At 70.2% G+C, this 23,309-nt stretch carries 25 protein-coding genes and 1 tRNA gene; 14 read left to right on the top strand and 12 right to left on the bottom strand.

Translation table 11 applies throughout. The features are described 5' to 3' along the window. Positions 1-7: 7 nt before the first annotated feature. From GEMRO_RS0119865 to GEMRO_RS0119855, 3 genes are all read left to right on the top strand, one after another. Positions 8-1,168 carry a YeeE/YedE family protein gene (locus GEMRO_RS0119865; RefSeq protein WP_157505821.1) on the top strand — a complete coding sequence of 387 codons (1,161 nt, stop codon included), beginning with the start codon at positions 8-10 and terminating at the stop codon, positions 1,166-1,168. A gap of 90 nt (positions 1,169-1,258) precedes the next feature. Then, entirely contained in the window at positions 1,259-1,492 is a 234-nt protein-coding gene (locus GEMRO_RS0119860) for a hypothetical protein (RefSeq protein WP_027135413.1), read from the top strand. A gap of 33 nt (positions 1,493-1,525) precedes the next feature. After that, on the top strand, positions 1,526-2,533 hold the full coding sequence (locus GEMRO_RS0119855; protein WP_027135412.1) for a zinc-dependent alcohol dehydrogenase family protein: 1,008 nt from the start codon (positions 1,526-1,528) through the stop codon (positions 2,531-2,533). A 45-nt stretch (positions 2,534-2,578) separates the two neighbouring features. Here the strand turns inward: GEMRO_RS0119855 and GEMRO_RS0119850 are convergent, their stop codons facing one another. Both GEMRO_RS0119850 and GEMRO_RS0119845 read right to left on the bottom strand, forming a co-directional pair. Beyond that, positions 2,579-4,165: a carboxylesterase/lipase family protein gene (locus GEMRO_RS0119850; protein ID WP_027135411.1), complete on the bottom strand. Its 1,587-nt coding sequence runs from the start codon at positions 4,163-4,165 to the stop codon at positions 2,579-2,581. 125 nt (positions 4,166-4,290) lie between these two features. Beyond that, entirely contained in the window at positions 4,291-4,926 is a 636-nt protein-coding gene (locus tag GEMRO_RS0119845) for a flavin reductase family protein (protein ID WP_027135410.1), read from the bottom strand. Between the two features lie 168 nt (positions 4,927-5,094). Between GEMRO_RS0119845 and GEMRO_RS0119840 the strand changes: the two genes are divergently transcribed. The 4 genes from GEMRO_RS0119840 (at position 5,095) to GEMRO_RS0119825 (ending at position 9,642) form a co-directional block, all read left to right on the top strand. Continuing rightward, positions 5,095-6,303 carry a Bcr/CflA family multidrug efflux MFS transporter gene (locus tag GEMRO_RS0119840; RefSeq protein WP_205625027.1) on the top strand — a complete coding sequence of 403 codons (1,209 nt, stop codon included), beginning with the start codon at positions 5,095-5,097 and terminating at the stop codon, positions 6,301-6,303. A gap of 95 nt (positions 6,304-6,398) precedes the next feature. Further along, a complete protein-coding gene (locus tag GEMRO_RS0119835) occupies positions 6,399-7,094 on the top strand; it encodes a glutathione binding-like protein (RefSeq protein WP_027135408.1) in 696 nt (231 codons plus the stop codon). Positions 7,095-7,096: 2 nt separating this feature from the next. Further along, positions 7,097-7,756, top strand: a complete 660-nt coding sequence (locus GEMRO_RS0119830; protein ID WP_027135407.1) for an alpha-ketoglutarate-dependent dioxygenase AlkB family protein — start codon at positions 7,097-7,099, stop codon at positions 7,754-7,756. Between the two features lie 62 nt (positions 7,757-7,818). Further along, positions 7,819-9,642, top strand: coding sequence for a mechanosensitive ion channel family protein (locus GEMRO_RS0119825; RefSeq protein ID WP_027135406.1), 1,824 nt, complete (start codon positions 7,819-7,821; stop codon positions 9,640-9,642). 195 nt (positions 9,643-9,837) lie between these two features. On the opposite strand, the gene GEMRO_RS0119820 is transcribed toward GEMRO_RS0119825, so the two are convergent. Then, positions 9,838-10,377, bottom strand: coding sequence for a GNAT family N-acetyltransferase (locus GEMRO_RS0119820; protein WP_027135405.1), 540 nt, complete (start codon positions 10,375-10,377; stop codon positions 9,838-9,840). A 150-nt stretch (positions 10,378-10,527) separates the two neighbouring features. Between GEMRO_RS0119820 and GEMRO_RS0119815 the strand changes: the two genes are divergently transcribed. The 3 genes from GEMRO_RS0119815 (at position 10,528) to GEMRO_RS0119805 (ending at position 12,902) form a co-directional block, all read left to right on the top strand. Beyond that, a complete protein-coding gene (locus tag GEMRO_RS0119815; RefSeq protein ID WP_027135404.1) occupies positions 10,528-11,217 on the top strand; it encodes an HAD family hydrolase in 690 nt (229 codons plus the stop codon). Positions 11,218-11,334: 117 nt separating this feature from the next. Next, on the top strand, positions 11,335-12,075 hold the full coding sequence (locus GEMRO_RS0119810) for a GDSL-type esterase/lipase family protein (RefSeq protein ID WP_027135403.1): 741 nt from the start codon (positions 11,335-11,337) through the stop codon (positions 12,073-12,075). Positions 12,076-12,161: 86 nt separating this feature from the next. After that, complete coding sequence (locus tag GEMRO_RS0119805; protein ID WP_027135402.1) at positions 12,162-12,902, top strand: GDSL-type esterase/lipase family protein; 741 nt, start codon at positions 12,162-12,164, stop codon at positions 12,900-12,902. 6 nt (positions 12,903-12,908) lie between these two features. Here the strand turns inward: GEMRO_RS0119805 and GEMRO_RS0119800 are convergent, their stop codons facing one another. From GEMRO_RS0119800 to GEMRO_RS0119765, 8 genes are all read right to left on the bottom strand, one after another. Beyond that, positions 12,909-13,781, bottom strand: a complete 873-nt coding sequence (locus GEMRO_RS0119800; RefSeq protein WP_027135401.1) for a mechanosensitive ion channel family protein — start codon at positions 13,779-13,781, stop codon at positions 12,909-12,911. A 75-nt stretch (positions 13,782-13,856) separates the two neighbouring features. Next, positions 13,857-14,462 (bottom strand): glutathione S-transferase family protein, encoded by a 606-nt coding sequence (locus GEMRO_RS0119795; protein WP_027135400.1) that lies wholly within the window; start codon positions 14,460-14,462, stop codon positions 13,857-13,859. A gap of 28 nt (positions 14,463-14,490) precedes the next feature. After that, on the bottom strand, positions 14,491-15,495 hold the full coding sequence (locus tag GEMRO_RS0119790; RefSeq protein WP_027135399.1) for a Gfo/Idh/MocA family protein: 1,005 nt from the start codon (positions 15,493-15,495) through the stop codon (positions 14,491-14,493). Positions 15,496-15,566: 71 nt separating this feature from the next. Continuing rightward, complete coding sequence (locus tag GEMRO_RS0119785; RefSeq protein WP_027135398.1) at positions 15,567-16,922, bottom strand: esterase-like activity of phytase family protein; 1,356 nt, start codon at positions 16,920-16,922, stop codon at positions 15,567-15,569. A 94-nt stretch (positions 16,923-17,016) separates the two neighbouring features. Continuing rightward, a complete protein-coding gene (locus GEMRO_RS0119780) occupies positions 17,017-17,442 on the bottom strand; it encodes a cupin domain-containing protein (RefSeq protein WP_035485670.1) in 426 nt (141 codons plus the stop codon). 143 nt (positions 17,443-17,585) lie between these two features. After that, positions 17,586-18,500 carry a type I pantothenate kinase gene (gene coaA / locus GEMRO_RS0119775; protein WP_027135396.1) on the bottom strand — a complete coding sequence of 305 codons (915 nt, stop codon included), beginning with the start codon at positions 18,498-18,500 and terminating at the stop codon, positions 17,586-17,588. Between the two features lie 183 nt (positions 18,501-18,683). After that, a complete protein-coding gene (locus GEMRO_RS0119770; protein ID WP_035485668.1) occupies positions 18,684-19,754 on the bottom strand; it encodes a PA0069 family radical SAM protein in 1,071 nt (356 codons plus the stop codon). Between the two features lie 54 nt (positions 19,755-19,808). Beyond that, positions 19,809-20,318, bottom strand: coding sequence for an MmcB family DNA repair protein (locus GEMRO_RS0119765; protein ID WP_027135394.1), 510 nt, complete (start codon positions 20,316-20,318; stop codon positions 19,809-19,811). Positions 20,319-20,616: 298 nt separating this feature from the next. On the opposite strand from GEMRO_RS0119765, the gene GEMRO_RS34375 reads away from it, so the two are divergent. After that, positions 20,617-20,769 carry a hypothetical protein gene (locus tag GEMRO_RS34375; RefSeq protein WP_157505654.1) on the top strand — a complete coding sequence of 51 codons (153 nt, stop codon included), beginning with the start codon at positions 20,617-20,619 and terminating at the stop codon, positions 20,767-20,769. 94 nt (positions 20,770-20,863) lie between these two features. Here GEMRO_RS34375 and GEMRO_RS0119750 read toward each other — a convergent pair. Further along, positions 20,864-20,938 (bottom strand) — tRNA-Val (locus GEMRO_RS0119750). Positions 20,939-21,078: 140 nt separating this feature from the next. Between GEMRO_RS0119750 and GEMRO_RS30690 the strand changes: the two genes are divergently transcribed. Genes GEMRO_RS30690 through GEMRO_RS0119735 form a run of 3 tightly spaced genes read left to right on the top strand, consistent with a single transcriptional unit; the run spans position 21,079 to position 23,300 of the window. After that, a complete protein-coding gene (locus GEMRO_RS30690; RefSeq protein WP_035487610.1) occupies positions 21,079-21,936 on the top strand; it encodes an N-formylglutamate amidohydrolase in 858 nt (285 codons plus the stop codon). Between the two features lie 55 nt (positions 21,937-21,991). Then, positions 21,992-22,831, top strand: coding sequence for a lytic transglycosylase domain-containing protein (locus GEMRO_RS30685; protein WP_051329263.1), 840 nt, complete (start codon positions 21,992-21,994; stop codon positions 22,829-22,831). A 55-nt stretch (positions 22,832-22,886) separates the two neighbouring features. Next, positions 22,887-23,300, top strand: a complete 414-nt coding sequence (locus tag GEMRO_RS0119735) for a DUF1465 family protein (protein ID WP_027135393.1) — start codon at positions 22,887-22,889, stop codon at positions 23,298-23,300. The last annotated feature ends 9 nt before the right edge of the window (positions 23,301-23,309 follow it).

Here is a 23,309-nt window from a genome sequence, read left to right as displayed (position 1 = left end):
CGGCCTGATGCGGCCCCTGGACCGGACGGTCGCCTGGATCGCAGGCGCCCTCCTGGTGCTGGCCGCGCTTTATGCCGGCAACGTCGTCTCGGCCAAGAACGGCGCGCTGGTCCTGGTCGGTGCCCTGCTGGGCGTCTCGCTCTACCATGCCGCGTTCGGCTTCACCGGCGGCTGGCGCGCTTTTGTCCAGGAAGGCCGCGGCGCCTCCCTGCGCGCCCAGCTCCTGCTCCTGGCGCTCGCCAGCGTCCTCCTGGTGCCGCTGATCGCCCAGGGCGACGTGCTGGGCCGGCCGGTCAACGGCTTCGTGGTGCCCTTGTCGATCCCGCTGCTGGTGGGAGCCTTCACCTTCGGGCTTGGCATGCAGCTGGGCGGCGGCTGCGGCTCCGGCACCCTGTTCACCGCCGGCGGCGGCAGTGCCCGGATGCTGGTGACGCTCCTTGCCTTCATCGCCGGCTCGGTGGTCGGCGTGGCGCACATGCCGGCCTGGGCCGGCCTGCCCGCCATGGACGGCGTGGCGCTCTGGCAGGAGATCGGCGTCGTGCCGGCCCTGGCCGTGACCCTGGCCGTACTGGGCGGTCTCGCCTGGTACGTCGCGAGAAGCGAGCGCCGCCGCACCGGCAGGCTGGCGCCGCTGGGCGCCCTGCCCGGCAAGGCCCCGCGCCTGCTGACCGGCCCCTGGCCGCTGCTCTGGGGCGCCATCGCCCTGGCCCTGCTCTCGCTCCTGACCCTGCTGGTGGCGGGCCATCCCTGGGGCATCACCGGCGCCTTCGCGCTGTGGGGTGCCAAAGCCCTGGTGGCGGTGGGCGTCGATGTCGGCTCCTGGCAGGCCTGGTCGGGTGCCGGCGCCCGTGCCCAGCTCGACGGCAGCCTGTTCGCCCATCCGATCTCCGCCATGGATATCGGCCTGATCCTGGGCGCCATGCTGGCGGCCGGCCTGGCCGGCAAGTTCGCGCCCAAGGTCGACCTCTCCCTGGGCTCGCTCGCCGCCGCCGTGGTCGGCGGGCTGCTGATGGGCTACGGTGCCCGCCTGTCGTCAGGCTGCAACATCGGCGCGCTTCTTGGCGGGATCGCGTCCGGCAGCCTGCATGGCTGGGTCTGGTTCGCCCTGGCGTTCCTGGGCTCGCTCGCGGGCATCCGCCTGCGGCCTTTGTTCCGCCTCCAGGGCTGATCCGGGGGAGCCTGGCGTCCGGCCAGGCGTTGCTGGCAGCGAAGGCCGCCGCTTGGTGGGCGGCCGTCCTGCTGTTCGGGGAGACGTTGGATGCGCGGATGGTGGAAGGCGGCGCTGGCCAGCGTCGGCAGCCTGTTCATGGCGAGCTGCAGCGACGGCGGCGGCAGCAGCGGCGGATCCTACCGGGTCGATCCCAGCCTGAACCGGGATGCCGCCAACCCGGCCGCGGCCACCCGCCAGCAATGCATCGATGCCGGGTTCGAGGCTGGCACCATCCAGTTCACCCAGTGCATCACCGAGGGCCGCGGCCTGCCGGACAAGTAGAACCTCCAGCATTCCTTCAGATTGGTACGTGCGATGAACGGTATCGTGGTGCGGGCCCCGGGCGGGCTCGACCAGCTGCACATGGTCGACCTGCCGGACCCGGGCCAGCCCGGTCCCGGCGAGATCCGCGTGCGCATCCATGCCAGCTCCCTGAACTTTCACGACTATGGCGTGGTCAGCGGCCGGATCCCCGCCGAGGACCGGCGCATCCCGATGGCGGACGGGGCCGGCGTGGTCGAGGCGGTGGGCGAGGGCGTCGCCGAGTTCGCAGCCGGCGACCATGTGGTCTCCTGCTTCTTCCCGCACTGGCAGGACGGCCCGGCCGAGGTCAGCGACTTCAAGACCGTGCCGGGCGACGGGGTCGACGGCTATGCCCGCGAGGTGGTGGTCCGCCCGGCCAGCTGGTTCACCCGCCAGCCGAAGGGCTTCAGCCATGCCGAGGCCGCGACGCTCACCACCGCCGGGCTCACCGCCTGGCGCGCTCTGGTGGGCGACGACCGGCTGAAGGCCGGCGACAGCGTGCTGGTGCTGGGCACCGGCGGCGTGTCGATCTTCGCCCTGCAGTTCGCCAAGATGATGGGCGCCACCGTCATCGCGACCTCGTCCTCCGACGCCAAGCTGGAGCGGGTCCGCGCCATGGGCGCCGACCACACCATCAACTACCGGCAGACCGAGGACTGGGGTGCCAAGGTCCGCGATCTCACCGGCGGGCGCGGCGTCGACCATGTGATCGAGGTGGGCGGGCCTGGCACCCTGCCCCAGTCGATCCAGGCGGTGCGGACCGGCGGCCACATTTCGCTGATCGGCGTGCTCACCGGCCGGGCCGGCGAGATCCCGACCGCCTTGCTGATGGCCAAGCAGGCCCGCCTGCAGGGCCTGATCGTCGGCAACCGCCGCCAGCAGAACGATTTGGTCCGCGCCATCGACGCCACCGGCTTCCGCCCGGTGATCGACCAGAGCTTCGAGCTTGGCGCCATCGCCGACGCGTTCCGCCACGAGGAATCCGGCAAGCACTTCGGCAAGATCTGCCTGGAGTTCTGAGCCGCCCCCCGGTGCCCGCCGCCACCGGCGGGCACCGGGCATCCCTCACTCGGTCAGGATCTCCGGGTAGAGCGACTTCCAGAACGCGCAATGATGCGCCGCGCCCGCGTCGAACAGCCCGACCTTGCCCGGCTCGAACCGCATCACCCGGTCGTCCGCCGTGAACACCGGCCAGTCCGGCCCCTCCGGCGCACTCGGCGTGCCCGTCCGGGCAAAGCTGGTCCAGTACGCCATCATCTGCCCGGCCAGAGCTTCTGAGCCCGGCGCCAGGTCCGGCCCGTCCACCGCGGCCGTGTTGGAGAAGTGCGGGAACTGGTAGGGCAGCTCCGAGGAATGCACCGCGCCCATCTCGAAGCCCGGGTCCGGGGTGACCGGCGGCGCGTCCTGGTCGCCGAACACGTACTCGTACACCTCCACCTTGGTCCTGAGCAGCTTGCCGGTCTGCAGGTAGATGCAGTTGTTCAGCCCGTTGGAGGGCGTGAAGTCCGACATCACCGTGCCCAGCGCCGCCGGCGCCGAGGAGAACCGGTCCAGCGGATACTGCGCCAGCACCTGCTCCGCCTTGTCGCCATAGACCGCCTGCAGATGCTCGGCATAGTTCTCGGCGGTGACCGAGCCGCCGGCCTGGATGTCGTAGGCCACGTAGAGGCGCAGCTCGTCCCGGTCGCCGCCATTGATCACCGGCACCTGCACGAACTTGCCGGCCGGGATCGCCTCCGCCCCCGGCAAGGGCAGCGTCTCGGTCCCGGTGGCCGGCGCAAAGGTCATGATGTCGGCCCCGCCCACCTCGGCGCCCGCCTCCAGCAGCTCCTCCACCGGCTTGTCCCGCAAACAGGCCAGCGCTTGCGCCTCCTCGCCGCAACCCGCCAGCTCCGCCACCTTGCCGCCGACGACCTCAGCATCCTGGATGGTGGGCAGCGGGGTGACGCAGCCGGCGCTCTGGATGATCGCCTTGTGGAACAGGCCTTCCGTCTCGTCCGGCGCCAGGATGTGCATGCACACGCTGGCCGCCCCGGCCGATTCCCCGGCAAGCGTGACGTTGTCCGGATCGCCGCCGAACGCTTCAATGTTGCGCTTCACCCAGCGCAGCGCCGCCCGCTGGTCCTCCAGCCCGTAGCCGCCATTGTGCCCGGCGGCGAAGGCCGGATGGGCCATGAAGCCGAACACGCCCAGCCGGTAGTTCATCGACACCACCACCGCGTCCCCCGCCAGGGCCATGGTCTCCAGCGGGTAGAGCGCGCTGGAGCCGCCCACGAAGGCGCCGCCATGGATCCAGACGATCACCGGCCGCTTGCCATCGCCGGGTGCCGCCGGGACGGTGACGTTCAGCGTCAGGCAGTCCTCGTCATGGCTGGCCTCGGTCAGACCGTAGCGGGCCACCTGCGGGCAGGCGCTGCCATACGTGCTGGCGTCCAGCGTGCCGGTCCAGCTCTCCGCTTCCAGCGGCAGCGCGAAGCGCCGCTCCCCGGTGGGCGCCATGGCATAGGGAATGCCCTTGAACGCGATGGTCTGCCCCGACGCCACGCCCTGCACCGCGCCCTGCGCGGTCGTCACCAGGGCCGGATCGGCGGCAGCGGCGCCGTCCGCCGCCGCCATGCCCGCCAGCGCCACCCAGGCCGCCAGGCCCGCCATTCTTCCGGTTGTCCTGACAATCCTGCGCATCGCCCACCTGATCGAGACATCGACATCATCGTCCAGGGCGACGATGCGGTGCCTTTCCGGAAACGGTCAAGGCGATGAACCAAGCAGATGCGGTGCTACTTCTCGACCGGCCAGCCCGGGCGGAACATCTGCAGGAGCCCCTCGGGCCCGATCTGGAAATAGTCGGCCGGCCCGCCACCGCGCAGCAGCGGCCGCCCGGCGACGGTGTCGTAGATCCCGTCTTTGAGCAGCGCCTTCTTGATCCGCACCGCCACCACCTCGCCGAACACCATCCAGGCCGGGACCTTGGTGCCGTCCGCACCCTGCAGCTGCAGGATCTGGCTGCGCCGGCACTCGAACGAGACCGGGCACTCCGCCACGTGCGGCACGCTCACCACGCTGGACGGTGCCGGGGTCAGCCCGGTGAGCTGGAACTCGTCGATGTCGCGCGGCGCGGGCGCGCTGCTCAGGTTGACCGCCTCCGCCAGCTCCACCGTCGCCAGGTTCCAGCAGAACTCGCCGGTATCCTCGATGTTCTGCAGGCTGTCCTTGCGCGAAGTGCTGCAGAATCCGACGATCGGCGGCTTGTAGTTGAAGGCGTTGAAGAAGCTGTAGGGTGCCAGGTTCAGCCGGCCCCGCCCGTCCTGCGACGAGATCCAGCCGATCGGCCGGGGCGCCACGATCGCGTTGAACGGGTCGTGCGGCAGGCCATGCCCGTTCTTCGGCTCGTAGAAATGGATGTCGTCGGCCAAGATCCGCGCTCCTTGGTAGGGTCTTGCCGCATCGGAGCACGAAGGCGGCCCGGCCGCCACGGCGGCGCAGGTCTGCCCCCATGGCGGCATGGGTGGTCCTGTAGGGCCGATCGGTCTAGCTTCTCCAGCCAATATCCAGTTTCGACAGAAGTGCCCGTGCAACCGAACGTGACGTCGACGTCGGCCCTGGCCGGCCGCCGGACCGAGTTCATCATCATCCTCGGCTCGCTCACCGCCTTCGGCCCGCTGGCCATCGACATGTACCTGCCGGCGTTCCCGACCCTGTCCGAGGTGTTCCGCACCGATATCGGCCATGTGCAGACCACGCTGGCGGCGTTCTTCCTGGCTTTCGCCCTGGGCCAGGCCTTCTGGGGGCCGCTGGCCGACAGCTATGGCCGCCGCCGCCCGCTGATGGTCGGGCTGGTCCTGTTCGTGGCCGCCTCGATCGCCTGCACCATGGCGCCCACCATCGGCGCGCTGGCGGTGCTGCGCTTCGTCCAGGGCCTGGCCGCCTGCGCCTCGGTGGTGATCGCCAGGGCGGTGGTGCGCGACCTGTTCCCGGCCAGCGAGGCGATCTCGGTGTTCGCAGCCCTGATGCTGGTGGTGGGGCTGGCGCCGATCCTGGCGCCTTTGGTCGGCGGCCAGCTGCTGGTCTCGGTCGGCTGGCAGTCGATCTTCTGGTTCCTGGCGCTGTTCGCCGGCGGCTGCCTGCTGGCGGTGATCGTCCGCCTGCCGGAGAGCCTGGCGCCCGCCATGCACCGCTCGATCCGCCCGGCCTCGGTGCTGGCCACCTATGCCGGCCTGCTGGTCGACCGGCGCTTCCTGATGCCGGCCCTGGCCGGCGGCTGCGCGATCGCCGGGATGTTCGCCTACATCGCCGGCGCGCCGTTCGTGCTGATCGAGCTCTACGGCATTCCCGAGCGCCATTTCGGCTGGGTGTTCGGCGCCAACGCCATGGGCTTCGTGATCGTTTCCCAGGTCAACGCCCGGATCGCCCGCAAGGTCGATCCCACCCGGATGATCCGCACCGCCGGCATCGTGCAGGTCGCCGCCTGCATGGTCCTGCTGGCGGTCGCCTGGAGCGGCGTGCACAGCCTCGTCCTGACCCTGATCCCCCTGTTCCTGGTGATCGCCAGCCTGGGCCTGCTGATGCCCAACACCACCGCGATCGCCATGGCCTCGTTCCCCGATCGCGCCGGCGCGGCCTCCGCGCTGCTCGGCACCGTGCAGTTCTCCCTGGCCGCCGCCGCCTCCAGCCTGGTCGGCATCCTCCATGACGGCACCGCCCGGCCGATGGCCACCGCCATCACCATCGGCGCGGTGATCGGCATGGTGTTCGGCCGGCTGGTGGACGCCAGCGTCCTCAAGCGCCGCTGAGGCGCCTTGGCCGTTTACCGCAAGGCGCATGGTTGTTCGACCCCGCTCGGACACCCACGTCAGGACCAGGACCTCCATCCACGGAATGCCGCCTCATGATCGATCTGCACTACTGGCCGACCCCGAACGGCCACAAGGTCACCATGTTCCTGGAGGAGGTCGGCCTCCCCTACCGGATCAAGCCGGTCAACATCGGCGCCGGCGACCAGTTCAAGCCGGACTTCCTGAAGATCGCCCCCAACAACCGGATGCCGGCGATCGTCGACCATGACCCGATCGGCGGCGGCGAGCCGATCTCGGTGTTCGAAAGCGGTGCCATCCTGGTCTATCTGGCGGAGAAGACCGGCCGCTTCCTGCCGACCGACCCGGCGCGGCGCTACGACGTGCTGCAGTGGCTGTTCTGGCAGATGGGCGGCCTGGGGCCGATGGCCGGGCAGAACCATCACTTCAACAAGTACGCGCCCGAGAAGATCCCCTACGCCATCGACCGCTACGTCAAGGAGACCGCCCGTCTCTACGGCGTGCTCGACAAGCGCCTGGCCGACCGCGAGTTCCTGGCCGGCGAGTACTCGATCGCCGACATGGCCTCCTATCCCTGGATCGTCCCCTACGAGAACCAGGGCCAGAAGCTGGAGGACTTCCCGCACCTGCAGCGCTGGTTTGGCAAGATCAAGGCCCGCCCGGCCACCGAGCGCGCTTACGAGCAGGGCCCCAAGGTCAACCCGTCGATCGGCCAGCCGATGAGCGAGCAGGAGAAGAAGGTCCTGTTCGGCGGCAAGCCCCAGGCCTGACCATGGCCGGGACGGAGCCGCCTGCCGGCCTGCCCGACGGCTTCGTCCACCTGCCGGGCCGCCTGGACGAGGCGGCCTGCCGGGACCTGCTGGACCAAATCCTTTCCGCGATCGGCGACCAGTTCTGGTTCCAGCCGACCACGCCGCGCTGGAACCGGCCGTTCTCGGTGCGGATGAGCAATCTGGGCCCGCTCGGCTGGGTGTCGGACCGCCGCGGCTACCGCTACCAGCCGGCCCACCCGGACAGCGGGAAGCCCTGGCCGCCGATCCCGCCCGTGCTGCTGGATCTGTGGGCCGAGCACGCCCCGCCCGCCCTTCCCGCCCAGGCCTGCCTGGTCAATCTCTACCGGGGCAGCGCCCGGATGGGCCTCCACCAGGACCGCGACGAGCATGACTTCGCCGCCCCGGTCGTCTCGGTGTCGCTGGGCGACGAGGCGGTGTTCCGGATCGGCGGCCGGGAGCGTGGCGACCCGACCCGCTCGATCCGCCTGAAAAGCGGCGACGTCCTGGTGATGGGCGGCACGGCACGGCTGGCCTTCCACGGCGTCGACCGGATCATTCCCGGAAGCTCCGGCCTGGTCCCGGGCGGCGGGCGCATCAACCTCACGCTGCGCCATGTCGGCACTCCCGGGTGCCAGGGCGGCGCCCGCACGGGTTCCTGAAACGACATCGCTCCGCTAGTGGAAAGGGCGCGGCAGGGACGCCGCGATGCGGGAGAAGGTCGTTGCGTCTGTTCGTTCGCCGCTGGCTGGTCGCGCTGACGGCTGTCCTGGTCCTGCTGCCCCTGGCGGCCCTGGCGCAGTCCGCCCCCGGCCCGCTGAGCCCGCCCGACACCAGCAGCCCGCGCGCGACGCTGCAAAGCTTCCTCGACAATTTCCACGAGGCGGTCAGCGACTGGTATGTCGGCGAGAGCGCGACGCTGGCCGAGGCGCCGCTGGCGCGGGCGCTCGGCACCATGGACCTCAGCCATCTTCCCCAGGCCAACCGGCGCGAGCGCGGCATCGAGCTGGCCTTCCAGCTTCAGGGGATCCTGCAGCGGATCGAGCTGCCGCCCCTGGACCAGGTGCCGGACGCCGAGGCGGTGGCGACCGGCCAGATCCAGAGCTGGCGGATCCCGCAGACCGAGCTGTTCCTGGAGCGCGTGCAGGTCGGCAACCGGCCGGCCGCGTTCCTGTTCAGCCAGGAGACCGTCGCCAGCCTTCCCCAGTTCTTCCGGCGCGTCCAGGACCTGGAGGTGCTGCCGGGTCCCCATGCCATTCCCGGCGCCTACGACGCCTACCGGATCGGGCCCGGCCAGAGCGTGATCACCTCGGTGGCGACCTGGATCAAGAACCTGCCCGCCCCCGCCTACCGCATGGTGCTGGGCGAGCCGCTCTGGAAGTGGTGCGCCCTGCTGCTGGTGGTGGCGGTCGCCGCGCCCGGCATCGCGCTGATGGCCTGGCTCGGGCTGCGCGCCGACCGGCGGCTGACCCATGTCGTGCCGGCCCTGCGGCTGGGCCAGCCGGCCGCAGCGGTGGGCGCCATGATTGTGGCGTTCTGGCTGAACCATGTGTTCGCCGACTGGCTGCGCCTGACCGGCGGCATCCTGGTCGCCGCCACCGTCGCGGCCCAGGTCCTGACTTTTGCGGCGGCCGCCTGGCTGGCCTTCCTGGTCTCGACCCGGATCGGCGAGACGATCATCCACGCCCAGAACCGCCGCCCGCTCAGCCTGGACGCGCAGCTGATCCGCCTGTCCTTCAAGCTTCTGGGGATCTTCGGCGTCCTCTACATCGCGGTCCACGCCGCCGACACGATCGGCATCCCGGTGGGCCCGCTCCTGGCCGGCGTCGGCGTCACCGGCCTGGCGATCGCGCTGGCGGTCCGGCCGACCATGGAGAACGTGATCGCCGGCTTCGTGCTGTTCGCCGACAAGGCGGTGCGGGTCGGCGAGTTCTGCGTGTTCGGCGACAAGATGGGCACCATCGAGGAGATCGGGCTGCGCTCGACCCGGGTGCGCGGCCTCGACCGCACCCTGATCACCGTGCCGAACGCCGAGTTCTCCCAGATGCAGATCGTCAACTTCACCCGGCGCGACCAGATGCTGTTCAACCCGTCCATCGCGCTGCGCTACGAGACCACCACCGAGCAGATGCGCTTCATCCTGGCCAAGATCCGCGAGATGCTGGTCCGCCACCCGCGCGTCAGCCCGGACGCGGCCCGGATCCGCTTCACCGAATACGCGCACACCGCGCTGAAGCTGGACGTGTTCGCCTACATCACCTCCAGCGACTACGCCGAATCGCTGGGGATCCGCGAGGACCTGAACTTCCGCATCAAGGACATCGTCGAGCAGTCCGGCGCCAGATTCGCCCTGCCGGCGCAGACCATCTATCTCGGCCGCGAGAACGGCCTGGACCCGGAGCGGATCGAGGAGGTCCATGCCGAGGTCGACGCCTGGCGAAGCGACGGCCGGCTGCCCTTCCCCGACTTCACCGAAGCGGAGCGGGCGGCGCTCGCCGGCACCCTGGCCTTCCCGCCCAAGGGATCGTCGGCCCATCGCGGCACCTGACGGCCGGATGGCGCTTGCATCGACCCCATATTTGAATATATACCTATGCCGGTGGCCGGGCGGGTTCGGCGAAGCCATCCGGTATAAAACAAAAAATCTGGGATTGGTCGCGAACGGTGTGGATCGGCTTCACGGATTTCCGCCTCTCGCTGTGACCGCCGTCCTCGCCCCGGAGAGGCCAGCCCCGAGGGTGCTTCACCAGACCTCGCTTCGGTTCAATGCGCCGACGCAGGTCGATGGTCCTTGGAGGTCCGGCATCGCCTCACCCGCCAGCGACTGTCCGATCCATCCGTGGGGAAAGCTGAGCGGCAGGGGCGGCCGGGCCTGTTCTTCGGTGATCGGCGCGAATCCGACCCCCCGGTAAAAGTCCGGGTCGCCATAGGTGATCGCGACCTGGACACCCTCGGAACGGAGCGCATGCAGGGCGCTGGTGAGCAAGGCCTGTCCGACACCCTGCCGCTGACGATGGGACGCCACGGCCATCGGGGACAGCAGGAAAACCACATGCGGGTCCGCCGGGTAGGTCAGGCGGGTGAACAACGCTGCCCCGATGACATCGCCCTCCTCCTCGGCACAAAATCCGCGGATGTCCTCCATCGGCGTATTCGCGAGGAGGTCACGGACCAGGCTGCCGACCAGCTCGCCTTCATCCGGCCCCTCCGCGGCGGTGAAGGTCGTGGTGACAAGGTCGATGAGCGCCTGCTCGCGGCCCACCAGACCAGGGGTGATGTTCACGATCGGCTCCCTGTTCCCGGCTGCCGGTCGCCGCCGGCAATTTTTGCTGCGCGATGCGGACGGTTTGAGCAAGAATGGAGGGAACAATCGGCGGCATCGGGAGTTTGGACCACTTGTGCCGCCCTGACGTTACCCAACGGGACCTGCCCCATGACCGCTGCCGTCATCTTCGACATGGATGGCACCCTGATCGATACCGTGGACCTGCACGCCGCCTCCTGGCAGCGCACCTTCGCCCGGTTTGGCCACGACATCGATTACGACCTGATCCGCTCCCAGATCGGCAAGGGCGGCGACCAGCTGATGCCGGCCCTGCTGCCTGCCAAGGTGGTCGACCGGCATGGCGCCGACATGGAGAAGTTCCGCGCCGACCTGTTCAAGCGCGCCTACATGCCGCGCGTGAAGGCGTTCCCCAAGGTCCGCGAGCTGTTCCTGCGCATCCAGGCCGATGGCGGCCGGGTGGCGCTGGCCTCCTCCTCCAAGCCCGAGGAGCTGGCGGTGTTCAAGAAGGCCGCCGGGATCGAGGACCTGGTCGACGAGGAGACCTGCTCGGCCGATGCGGAGCGCTCCAAGCCGTTCCCCGACATCTTCGAGGCGGCCCTGGACCAGCTGGGCATCTCGCCCGCCGCGGCGGTGGTGATCGGCGATTCGCCCTATGACGCCGGTGCCGCCGCCAAGGCCGGGATCGCCACCATCGGGGTGCTGTGCGGCGGCTTTGCCGAGGACGAGCTGACCGAGGCCGGCTGCCGGCAGATCTTCCAGGACCCGGCCGACCTGCTGGCCCATTACGACGCCTCGCTGCTGGCGCCGCAGGACAGCATGGCGCCTGCGGCGCGCTAGACCCGGCGGCGCGGCTTCCTCGCCGTTTTCGCCGGATTCGGCTTGTCGAAACATGTCCGTTCGTCAACCTTCGCCCCGCGCGGAACGGCCCGGCTGCGGCTGGTTGAGGACGACGTGATGACAGAGATTTCCCGGCGCGGGCTGTTCGGCCTGTTCGGCGGCCTGGCCGCGGCCGTGGCGTTGGCGCCGGACGAGGCGGAGGCGGCTTCCCGCCGGACGCTGGTGGCGTTCGGCGACAGCTACACCCGCTCCTACCGGGCCGGCGTGCCGAGCTGGGCCGACCAGCTCCACTCCGAGCGGGTGGTGAAGGTGCTCGCCAATTTCGGCGAATCCAACGCCACCGCGGTCGGCACCAACCGGCCGCGCACCCTGGACCGCCAGGTCGACAAGTGGCTGGCCCATCACCGGCGCAAGGGCCTGCCCGACCGGACCGTGGTTTACATGGGCTACAACGACATGAAGCTGCACGGCTCGCTCAGCGGGTCGATGCACCAGTACAGGCAGCAGGTCGAGCGGCTGATCGACCAGGGCGTGACCAAGGGCTCCAGGCGGCTGCTGCTCTGCCTGCTCCACGACCGCAGCCGCAACCCCGCCGTCCACACCAACGCCCGCGACCGGATCAAGGCCTGGAACAAGTTCGTGCGCGGGGTGGCGTCCGGGCGCCGCAACGTCGTGGTGGTCGACCTGTTCTCCCGGTTCGACGACGTGTTCAAGAACAAGCGCGCCTACGGCCTGGTCAACGTCACCGACCCCAACAAGTCGCTCTCCGCCCGCAACTATCTCTACCTGGACGGCAACCATCTGGGCCGGCGCGGCCAGGCGATCATCGCCAAGGAGATCCGGCGCAAGCTCGGCTGACGCCGGCCCGTCGCCGCGACACCGCCAATGCTTGCCGGGTGTTGGTGTGGCTGGGATGGTGGCCCCGGCCAGGGAGGAGCCAAGCCATGACGATCGTGAACCGGCGCCGGGCGCTGGGCCTGCTGGGCGGCGCCGCTGCCGCCGCCACCACGCTGGACCTTCGGGCCGCCGAGACCAAGCTGCGCAGCTTCGTGGCGTTCGGCGACAGCTACACCCGCTCCTACCGGGAGGGGGTCGCCAGCTGGGCCGACCAGATCCATGCCGGCGGCCGGGCCAGGCTCCTGGTCAACCTCGCCGAATCCGGCGCCACCGTGGAGGGCTACAACTCGGCGCGGACCCTCGACCGCCAGGTCGACATCTGGGTCGCCAACCACCGCCCGAAGGAGATCCCCGACCGGACGGTGATCTACATGGGCTACAACGACGTCAAGCTGACCAAGTCGCTGTCCCGCCCGATGTTCCAGTACCGCGAGCAGGTCGAGCGCCTGATCGGCCATGGCGTCACCAGCGGCGGGCGCCGGCTGGTCCTGTGCCGCATCCACGACTGGAGCCGCAACCCGCTCTCCACCACCAGCGTGCGCGGCCGGGTCAAGGAATGGAACTGGTTCATCTCCAGCCTGGCCAGCGCCTATGGCAACATCGACATCGTCGATCTGTACGGGCGGGTCGAATACATCTTCCGCGAGCCGGCCCGCTTCGGCTTCACCAACCTGACCGAGGCCGACAAGGCCGGCTCCGCCAGCACCCATCTGTTCTTCGACGGCAACCATTTCGGCCACAAGGGCCAGTGGCTCCTCTCCAAGGAGATCCGCGTCAAGCTGGCGTGAGCCGCGCTACTCCTGCCCCTCGTCCCGGGCCCTTGTCAGCGCCAGCGGCTCCTTGAAGGTGAGCGTCCGGTAGGGGAACGGGATCTCGATGCCGGCCTCGTCCAGGGCGCGCTTGACCGCGGCCACCACCTGGTCGCGCGAGCGGCGGATGTCGATCGGCTTGGCACCGGTCCACCAGGTCACCTCGAAGTCGATGCTGCTCTCGCCAAAGGCTTGGGCGAACACCTGGACCTCGCGGTCGTCGCGCACGCTCGGCAAGGGCGTCACCGCCGCCTGGATCACCTCGCGCGCCCGGTCCACGTCCTCGCCATAGGCGATCCCGCAGATGATGGTGGTCCGGCGGGTGTCCTGGTCGGTCAGCACCCAGACCGGGTCGCGGTAGAGCGTGGCGTTCGGCACCACCACGCGCTGCCCGTCGGTCTGGCGGATATGGGTGTCGCGGATGGTGATCTCCTCGACCCGCCCCTCGATCCCGGCGCATTCCACATAGTCGCCCAGGCGGAACGGCTCCCGGTAAAGGATCAGGATCCCGGCCAGGAAGTTCTCCAGGATGTCCTTGAAGGCGAAGCCGATCGCGATCGAGCCCAGGCCCAGCGCGGTGATCACCCGGCCGGGCGTGAGCGTCGGAAACGCCACCACCGAGGCCAGCAGCAGCCCGCCCAGCCAGATCATGATCGCGACCAGCTTCTCCAGCACGTCGGCCAGCGAGCGGCGGACTTTGGTGTGTCCCAGGCCCCGCATCAGCAGCCGGCTGCCGTAGCGGGCCACCGCCCAGGTGACCACCAGGATCGCCAGCGCCAGGAGGAACTGCGGCAGCTGGGCGATGAAGTCGCGCACCAGCTGGAAGATCCGGTGCTCGAGGATCGCTTCTGGGTTCAAGAGCCTGCTCCGGTTGGCCTGTCCGGGCTTAACTGGAGCGCCCCGCCACGATGACCAGCCTCTTCTGCCGCCGGCTCAGTTGGGCTTCCAGGTGATCGGCACATGGCCTGGCTGCGCCGCCACCCGCTCCAGCCAGGCCCGCACGTTCGGGTAGCCTGCCAGGTCGAAGCCGCCTTCATGGGCCACGTGGGTGTAGGCGTAGAGGGCGATGTCGGCGATCCCGTAGCGCTCGGCGACGAAGTAGCTCCGCCCGGCCAGGTGCCGCTCCATGACCGCCAGCGCCGCGTGGCCGCGCTCCAGCAGGCCAGGGAGATCCGCCCGGTGCGGTCCGTCCGGGCGCATCCGCGAGAAGCGCGCCACCGCGATGGCCGGCTCATGGCTGTTCTGCTCGAAGAACAGCCATTGCAGGGTCAGCGCGCGCTCGAACCGCTCGGCCGGCCAGAGCGCGCTGTCCAGCGCCAGGTAGCACAGGATCGCGCCGCTCTCGGCCAGCAGCGACCCGTCCTGCAGCTGCAGGAGCGGGATGCGCCCGTTCGGGTTGAGCGCCAGGAAGTCCGGGTCGCGGGTCCCGCCCTGCAGGATGTCGTGCTCCACCAGCCGAAACGGGATGCCCAGCTGGTGCAGGAGCAGGCGCACCTTGTAGCCGTTGCCCGACGGCAGGTAGTCGTGGAGCGTCAGCATGCCATGGCCCCCGGGCTTTCGCGGCGGATCAGCCCGCCGCGACCTCCTCCCACCGTCCATGCTCGGCCGCGCGGAACACCGCGTCGATCACCCGCATGTTCTTCATGCTGTCCTCCAGCGGCACCGGCTGCTGGTGGCCGTCCAGGATCGCCTTGGCGAACGCGTCCATCATGATGCCGTACTGGTCGCAGGTCGGCACCTCGATCAGCTGGCGCTCGTCCTGGCGCAGCTCGCCCTTGTCCAGATAGAGGCGGCAGGGCCGGTCGTTGGGCGCGTTGAACGGGATCTCGACCTCGACCCAGCCCTTGTCGCCCACGAACGACATGGTCTGCCGCGGCGCCATCTGGGTGCCGTAGGTGAAGGTCGCGGTGAACGGGCCGAAATCCATGATCACCGAGCCGCGCCGGTCGATCCCGGTGGTGGGGTCGTTCTCGATCACCGCCGCCACCCGCTTCGGCTCCATCCCGGTCACGAACCGGCTGGTGGTGATCGGGTAGCAGCCGATGTCGAGCATCCCGCCGCCGCCCCATTCCTTGACGTTGCGGACATTGGCCGGGTCGACATTGTGGTAGGAGAAATGCCCGGTGATCGCCTTGAGCTCGCCGATCTCGCGTTCGACCAGGGCGCGCGCCTTGTGCCATTGCGGGTGGGTGCGGACCATGAAGGCTTCCTGGATCGCCTTGCCGGTGCGGTCGCGCACCTCCAGGAGCCGCTGCGCGTCGGCCTCGGTCATGCCGAGCGGCTTCTCGCACAGCACATGCTTGCCGGCCTCGGCCGCCTTGATCGTCCACGGCACGTGCTCGTGGTTGGGCAGCGGGTTGTAGATCAGGTCGATCTCGGGATCGGCCAGCAGTTCCTCATAGGAGCCATAGGCCTTGGCCAGGCCGAGTTCCGCCGCGGCCTTCTGCGCCTTCTCCAGGCTGCGCGAGCCGATTGCCACCGGCTCGGCATAGTGGCAGCCCCGCATCGGCGGGATGACCTTGGTGGTGGCGATCCGGGCCGCCCCCAGAATCCCGACCTTGAGCTTCGTCATCGCGTCCCGCCTCCCGAACACTGCAGCGTCGCCACGGTTTGCCGGGAGGCGGGGGCGCGATCAACCCCGCATCACCTCCGCTGGAGGAAGTCGCCGACCTCGAGCAGGATCAGCTCGTTGGAATCGGCCTCGTTCACCGAGCGCCCGGCCGAGAACGGCAGGTTGTTGTCGTTGCCCACCACGATGTGGTTCTCGTCGACCATGTCGACGTTTTCGATGGTGAAGAACGGGAAGTTGAACTTGCCGTCGCCGCCGCCCAGTCGCGCCAGGCCGTTCGGGTCGTCGATGTCCATCAGGTCCAGATGCGCGATCTTGCGCACCGCCTGGCCCGGCTCGCCGAGCTCGACCAGGTAGACGCGCTTGAACGAGGCCGGCTTGGCGATGCAGGTCTCCGTCACCTCGCCCTGGCAGGCATCCTTGGGGTCGCCCTCCAGGTTGTCGCGCTCGATGATCAGCCCGCGGCTCTCGTCGATCATGTTGAAGTCGCCGATGGCGTGGCCGTCGGCCTCCAGCGGGTAGAGCCAGGACCGCCCGGTCCACTCCTTCGCGGCGGTGTCGAACTCCAGGATCCGCAGCGCCTCCTTGCCCTCGTGCTTCTCCGGGCTGCCCTGGGCGTCGACCAGGGGGCCTTCCAGCAGCGGGTAGAGCAGCTTGCCGTCCGGCGACACCGCCATGCCCTCGAAGCCCTTGGACCGCTTCACCTGGAAGTCGACGGGCCCCGGCGACGGCGGGGTCAGCACGCCGGGATGGTCCGGGGAGCGCACCGCATTCCCGTCCACGAGGGTCTCGACCAGGCTCAGCACCTTGCCGTCCTGGTCGACCTCGATCAGGTAGGGCCCGAACTCCTCGCCGATCCAGTAGCTGTCGCCCACCGGCTGGATGCTTTCCAGGTCGAAGTCGGCGCCGGTCAGGTAGCGCTCGTCGGTGGCCTCGGTGGTGATCCTGAACGGCACCACCTTGTCCGGGTCGTGCAGGAACACGGTGTCGGTCCGGCGAAGCCGGCCCTCCTCCCAGTCGGCCTGAAGCTCGTGGAACATCAAGAGGGCGTCGGGCGAGTTCGCCTTGGAGCCGAAGCCGTTGTCGGTGAGCGTCAGGAAGCGGTCGTCGCCCAGTGCGCGGATGCCGGAGAAGCCCTGGACCGGCTGGCCGACCAGCGGGAAGGTCAGCCCGGTGGGGCGGACCTGGTCGCCGGCCTTGCTCACGCCGTCCACGCTGTTGGGCGCATCGACCCGCACCCCGGCCGGGCCGGCGAACTTGCCGGAGATCTGGAACATCTGCGGCGCGTCGGCGGGCGGCGGCAGCATGGTCATCGCCGGCAGCACCGCATGGCCGGCCAGTTCGGCGGCGACCTGCTCGGAAGCGGAGGCACCGCCCGCAATGCTGAAGCTCGCCACCCCGGCCAGCAGGCAGGAAGTCAGGAACCGCATCGAATCCCCCTTGTCACGCTTTGTGATCGGCGCTGCGGGTAGCGGGGCTCGGTGACGCCTGGATGACCGCCAAGGCGATCCGGACGGCTCCGCTCTAGCGGTGGGCCTCGTCCAGCTCGGGCAGCAGGATCACGCTCTCCTGCTCGTTGGGATCGGTGCGCGCGATCAGCGCCACGCAGTCCTCGCTGTCGCTGGCGTTGTAGGGCTGGTGCGGCATGTCGGCCGGGATGTAGAGGAAGTCGCCCGCCTCGGCGGCGACATGCTCCTCCAGCTTCTCCCCGAACCACATGCCCGAGCGCCCGCTCAGCACATAGAGCGCGGTCTCGTGCGCCGCGTGCTTGTGCGGCTTGGCCTTGCCGCCCGGGGGGATCGTCACGAGCTGCAGGTGGATGCCCCTGGCCCCGACCGATTCGGCCGAGATCGCCGGCGCGTAGGACAGCGCCTGCTTGCCGGTGAAGGCGGCGCCCGCCCGGACCACCCGGCAGGTGGGCTTCAGATCCTGTTCGCTTGCGGCAGCCATCGTCCCGCTCCCCTTACCCTGGGGCCAGGATCCTAGCATGCCGACCCCGCCCTCGCCTTCACGACGGCGGGATCTGGCCGCCGCCGGGTCCTCCCGTCAACGCCGTGCGGGGACGCAGCCCCTCCCGGCCCCTTCCCCAGGGCTCAGGCCTCGCGCAGCCAGAGCTGGGTGATCGCATGGTCCTGGCGCTTGCGCATCATCAGGCTGGCGCGGCTGCGGGTCGGCAGGATGTTGCTGCGCAGGTTGACCAGGTTGACCCGCCGCCAGATGCCGCGCGCCACCTCGACCGCCTCGCTCTCGCTCAGGTTGCGGAAGTGGTGGAAATAGGAGCTCGGCCGCTGGAACACCGTGCGCTGCAGGACCAGGAAGCGCTCGATGTACCAGCGTTCGATGTCGGCCTCGTCGGCGTCCAGATAGATCGAGAAGTCGAAGAAGTCGGAGGCCACCACCGAGCCGCCCCGGTTCATCCCGCCGGAGGAGAGCTGCAGCACGTTCAGCCCCTCGAAGATCAGGATGTCCGGCCGGCGCACCGTCTGGAACCGGTCGGGCAGGACGTCATAGGCCTCGTGCGAATAGATCGGCGCCTGCACCTCGGGCATGTTGGCGCGCACGCTGGCCAAGAACGCGATCATCTGCGGCAGGTCGTAGCTTTCCGGGAAGCCCTTGCGGTCCATCAGGCCGCGCTCTTCCAGGGTCGCGGTGGACAAAAGGAAGCCGTCGGTGGTGACCAGCTCCACGGTGGGATGGTCCGGCCACTTGGCGAGCAGGGCGCGCAGGACACGGGCGAACGTGCTCTTGCCCACCGCGACGCTGCCCGCCACCCCGATGATGTAGGGCCGCCGGATCGCCAGCCGGCCGAGAAAGTCGTCGGTCACCCGGGTCAGGCCGCGCGCCGCCGAGACGTGCAGGTTCAGGAGCCGGGTGAGCGGCAGGTAGATTTCCTCGACATCGGCGCGCGACACGATGTCGGTGATGCCGCGCAGCCCGGCCAGGTCCTCGTCGGACAGCGTCAGCGGGACGTTGGCGCGCAGGCCCGCCCAGGCTTCCCGGGTGAACATGGTATGGCTGCGGGAAGAGCCGCGGTCTCCCGCGGCCACGGCCAGGTCATCCGGTGCCAATCAGGCTGCTCCCTCGTTCCGGCCATCGCAAAGCCGGTAACCGCCCGGCGGATGACCTGCGCCAGATAGGCGCTCGGGCGCGGCGCGTCGAGGCCGCAGGCCCCCCACCGGCCCACATCCCGTTCAGAACAGGCTGAGCTGGCCCGAGGGCTCTGGCGGGCGGAACAGGTCGACGCGCATCGGCGGCATCCGCCGGCGCGCCAGCCCGTACCTTACCATCGCCAGCCGGAAGCGGTCGGCGATCAGCCGGGCGTAAGGCCCCTCGCCGCGCATCCGGCTGCCGAAATCCGGGTCGTTCAGCCGGCCGCCCCGCGCCTGGCGGATCAGCGACAGCACATGCTCGGCCCGCCCCGGCCGGTGGGTTTCCAGCCAGGCCCGGAACAGGTCCTTCACCTCGAAGGGCAGCCGCACCATGGTCCAGAACACCGCGTCCGCCCCGGCCTCGGCAGCCCTTGCAACGATCGCCTCGATCTCGGTGTCGGTGAGGCCCGGGATCACCGGCGCCACGTTGACGCCCACCGGGATGCCGGCCGCGGCGAGCGTCCGGATCGCGCGCAGCCGGTTGGCCGGCGCCGAACAGCGCGGCTCCATCGCCAGCGCCAGCTCGGGATCCAGCGTGGTGACCGAGATCTGTACCCGGACCAGGCCGTCCCCGGCCAGCCGCTGGAGCAGGTCGATGTCCTGGACCACGCCGGCCGACTTGGTGACGATCCCGACCGGATGGCGCGCGTCCGCCAGCACCTCCAGGATCGAGCGGGTGATCCGGAGCCGCCGCTCGACCGGCTGGTAGGGATCGGTGGCAGCGCCCAAGGCGATCGGCTCCGGCCGGTAGCCCGGCCGCGCCAGTTCGGCCCGCAGCATCTTTGCGGCATCGTTCTTCGCGAAGATCCGCGTCTCGAAGTCGGTGCCCGACGAGAGGCCCAGAAAGGCATGGAAGGGCCTGGCATAGCAGTAGATGCAGCCATGCTCGCAGCCGCGATAGGGATTGATCGAGGCGTCGAAGCCGATGTCGGGCGAATCGTTGCGGGCGATCACCGTGCGCGAGCGGTCCGGCTGCACCGTGGTCGCGGGCCCGGGCGCCGCCATTACCTCCTCGATGGTGCCCCAGCCATCGTCCACGATCTCCTGGCCGTGCCGCTCGAAGCGGCCAGCCGGATTGAGCGTGGCGCCACGTCCCTTGTGAACTTGCTGCATGTCGAGAACATACAGCGAACACCTCGCCGGAGCAACGTCGGAGGCCGTGTGGAACTAGCCCGCCAGCGCGTCGGCCGCCCCAAGGGTGCGCAGCGCCGCCAGGCGGGCGAAGCGCAGGTGCAGGACCCGGCGGCGGGCAGACGCCAGGGTGAAGTCCTGCAGCGGCCGGATCTCAGCAGCGTCGTACGCGTCCGCGACCAGGATGCCCGGCTCCGGCGGCAGGAGGTCCAGCGGGAAGTCGGCGGCGACCGCAAAGCCGAACCGGTCGCAGAACGCTGCATAGGCCTGCCATTTCCGGTCGGTCAGGTAGTCGGCCGGGCAGGACTTGATCTCGATGATCGTGATCCGTCCGTCCGGGCCCAGCGCCATGATGTCGGCGCGACGTCCGTCGGGCAGCGGCATCTCGACCAGCGGGGCGTGGCCTGCCTGGACCAGATGGCGCAGCACCCCGCGGCAGACCGCGGCGGTGACGGCCGGCCGGCCGGGCGGCGCCGGCGCGTCGGGCCGCTCCGCGAGATCCTCCGCCAGGGCGGCTTCCGGTGCATCGGGAAAAGAGGACGTCAACGAAATCTCAACTTCTGGCAGCGATGATCGTCCCTAGAGCCGAACGGGCCGGGCGGCAAGATCGCGGCCGACCCTGTGCCGGCAGGTCGCGGCGAGGCGCCCTCAGCATGGAGGCGAGGTGACGATGGCGTGTCCAGGGTCAGGTCCAGCGGCATCTCGGCCACAACCGGCCCATGCCCGATCCGCAGGTCAGGGCTGCGGTGACGAGAGTCACAGCGAGTGGTCGGCCTGGACCACCACAATCGCGGTGTCGACGGCATTCCGGCCCGCGGGCCGCCCGTCGCCAGGATGAGCCGTCATGCCCCTCTCCGGTCGGATCTGCCTGCTGGTCTTCGCCCTCGTGCTGACGTTCGGCCTGCTGCTGGACCGCCCCCGCTCGCTCGCGGTGGCCCCGGCAACCCACCTGCCCGACATGCCCGGCATCGAGGCGCCACTGTCGGCCCAGCCATGACGGTCGCCGGATGAAGCCGGCGCGACAGGCGTGATGGCGAGCTTCCGGCTCCCGCCCCAGGCGAGACCACTGCGTCGATGTTCAGATAAGGAGATGGTGGGCGCGACAGGGATCGAACCTGTGACCACTACGATGTCAACGTAGTGCTCTACCGCTGAGCTACGCGCCCGTACCGCTTGGCGTGGCGTGCGGATAGCGCCTGTCGCGCCCCCTGGCAAGAGGGGCGTGCGTTTATCATGGTTCTGTCGTCGGGCGTTGTGGCCGGCGGCGGGTCGTGGTTGCATCCGGCAGGCCCAGCAGGTGGACAAGATGACCGACCCGTTCGTGCTCGTGCGCCCCGCCGGGCCTGCCCTGCCGGTCCTGATCTCGTCCCCGCACAGCGGCCGCCACTACCCGGTCGAGGAACGGCTGCGCCTGGGCCTGGCCGAGGACATGCTGCCGGTTCTGAACGACGGACCGGTCCACGAGCTGTTCGCTCCGGGCGTGCAGAGCGGTGCCACCTTGCTGCGCGCCCGCTGGAGCCGCGCCTGGATCGACCTGAACCGCGATCCGCAGGAGCTGGACGAGGCGGCGATCTCCGGCATCCCGTCCGGCCAGCGCCCGCGCCGCTCGCTGCGGGTTCAGGCCGGGCTCGGCGTGGTGCCGACCCGGCTTGGCGAGCGCCGGGTCCACCAGCGCCGCCTCGCCCATGCCGAGATCGCCCAGCGGATCGAGACGGTCCACCTGCCCTACCACCTGGCGCTGGCGGCCGAATGCCGCCGCCTTTCCGGCATGTTCGGTCAGGTCCTGCTCCTGGACTGCCACTCGATGCCTGCCCCAGGCGCCGGGCTTCCGGGGATGGCGGACGTGGTGCTGGGCGACCGCTACGGCCGCAGCTGCGGCGCGGAGCTGGTGGCGGAGGCCGAGCGGGTGCTGCGCGGCGGCGGCCTGAGCGTGGCGCGCAACCGCCCGTTCGCCGGCGGCTGGATCACCGAGCGGCATGGCCGTCCGGCCCGGCGGGTCCATGCGCTGCAGATCGAGCTGCGCCGCGACCTGTTCTTCCCGCACAGCCCCGCCAACCAGGTCTCGCGCGAGCACCTGCCAGGCCTGGCGCGGCTTCTGGTGGAGCGGCTGGGCGCCCTCCTCCTGGCCAATGGCGCCGGCGAGGCGCTCCTGGCCGCCGAATAGGGCGAGGCCGGCCGCATGTCCCGCCCCTGGCCCGGCGATTGCAAGATCCCGGGCCATGACCAGACTGCGCCCCCTCCTCCTCGTGCTGATCGGCCTGCTAGCCCCGGCATTCGCCTGGCCAGACGATGCCGCCGGCGAGGAGGACCCGGCAAGAACTGCCGCCCTGTGCCTGAACGCGGCAGATCGTGCCGAGCGGCTGGCCGACCTGCCCGAGGGCATGGTCACCGGGATCATGCTCGCCGAGACCGGGCGGTGGAGCCGCAAGCACCGCCGCAGCTATCCCTGGCCCTGGACAGTCACCTCGGGCAAGGAGGCCTGGTATGCGCCCAGCCGGGAGGCGGCGATTGCGATGGTGCGCCGGCTGCAGGCCGAGGGGCGGCGCAACATCGACGTGGGCTGCATGCAGATCAACCTGCACTGGCACCCGGACGCCTTCCGCACGATCGAGGAGGCGCTGGACCCGATCCGCAACGTCGCCTACGGCACCGCCTTCCTGAAGGAGCTGTTCGACGAGCGCGGCAGCTGGAGCCGGGCGGTGGCCGCCTATCACAGCCGCGACCCGGAGCGCGGCCAGGCCTATCTGGCCAGGGTCGAGAAGCTGCAGGCCCAGCATCGCGGCTGGAGCCAGGACGAGTTGCGCACCGCCTTCGCCGATCCCGGCCGGGAGCCGGCCCCGGCCAGCGTCGGGGAGCCTGGGGACCTTCGCGCCCGGGCGCTGGCCCGCGGCGGGGTGCTGCTGGCGGCCCTGGAAGCGCCTGAGGGTGTGGCGGTCGAGCGCGCGCCCGGCAGCCTGATCCCGCTGCGGCGCGATCTGCCGGGCAGCCGCATCGCGCTCGCCCCCTCGTTCTTGTTCTCGGGTACGCCCGCGCAGCAATTCTACACCGCCAGCCGTTGACCGGTCCCGCTCCCGGCGGCAGCGTCCCGCCGGGGCAGCTGCACGGGACCTATCGATGACGCAGGACGACGACGATCGGGCGCTTCGCCTTGCCTGCCCGCTCGACGAGATGCTGGCGGAGGCGCTGGCCCTGGTCGATGCGACGCGGCGCTATCTCGAGAGCCGCCCGGCGGCGCCCGCGGTGGCGCCGGGCGAGCTGCCCCATGTCCGCGAGATCGACCGGATCACCACCCGGCTTGGCCATGTCGTCGCCTGGCTGCTGACCCGCAAGGCCGGCGGGCCGGCAATGGCCTCGGCGGGACGGCCCCTTCCCCATGACCTGGACGGCGATCCGGCCTGCCTGGATCAGCCGCTGGTGCCGGGCCTGCCAGCACGGCTGCAGGGCCTGCTGGACGCCAGCGCCGACCTCTACCTCCGCGCGGCCAGGCTGGCCGGGGAGAACGCCGGAAGCCGGCATCACCTGCACTGACCGTCGGTG

The organism is Geminicoccus roseus DSM 18922, assembly GCF_000427665.1.
Lineage (GTDB): Bacteria > Pseudomonadota > Alphaproteobacteria > Geminicoccales > Geminicoccaceae > Geminicoccus > Geminicoccus roseus.
This window is presented reverse-complemented; position numbering and strand designations above follow the sequence as displayed.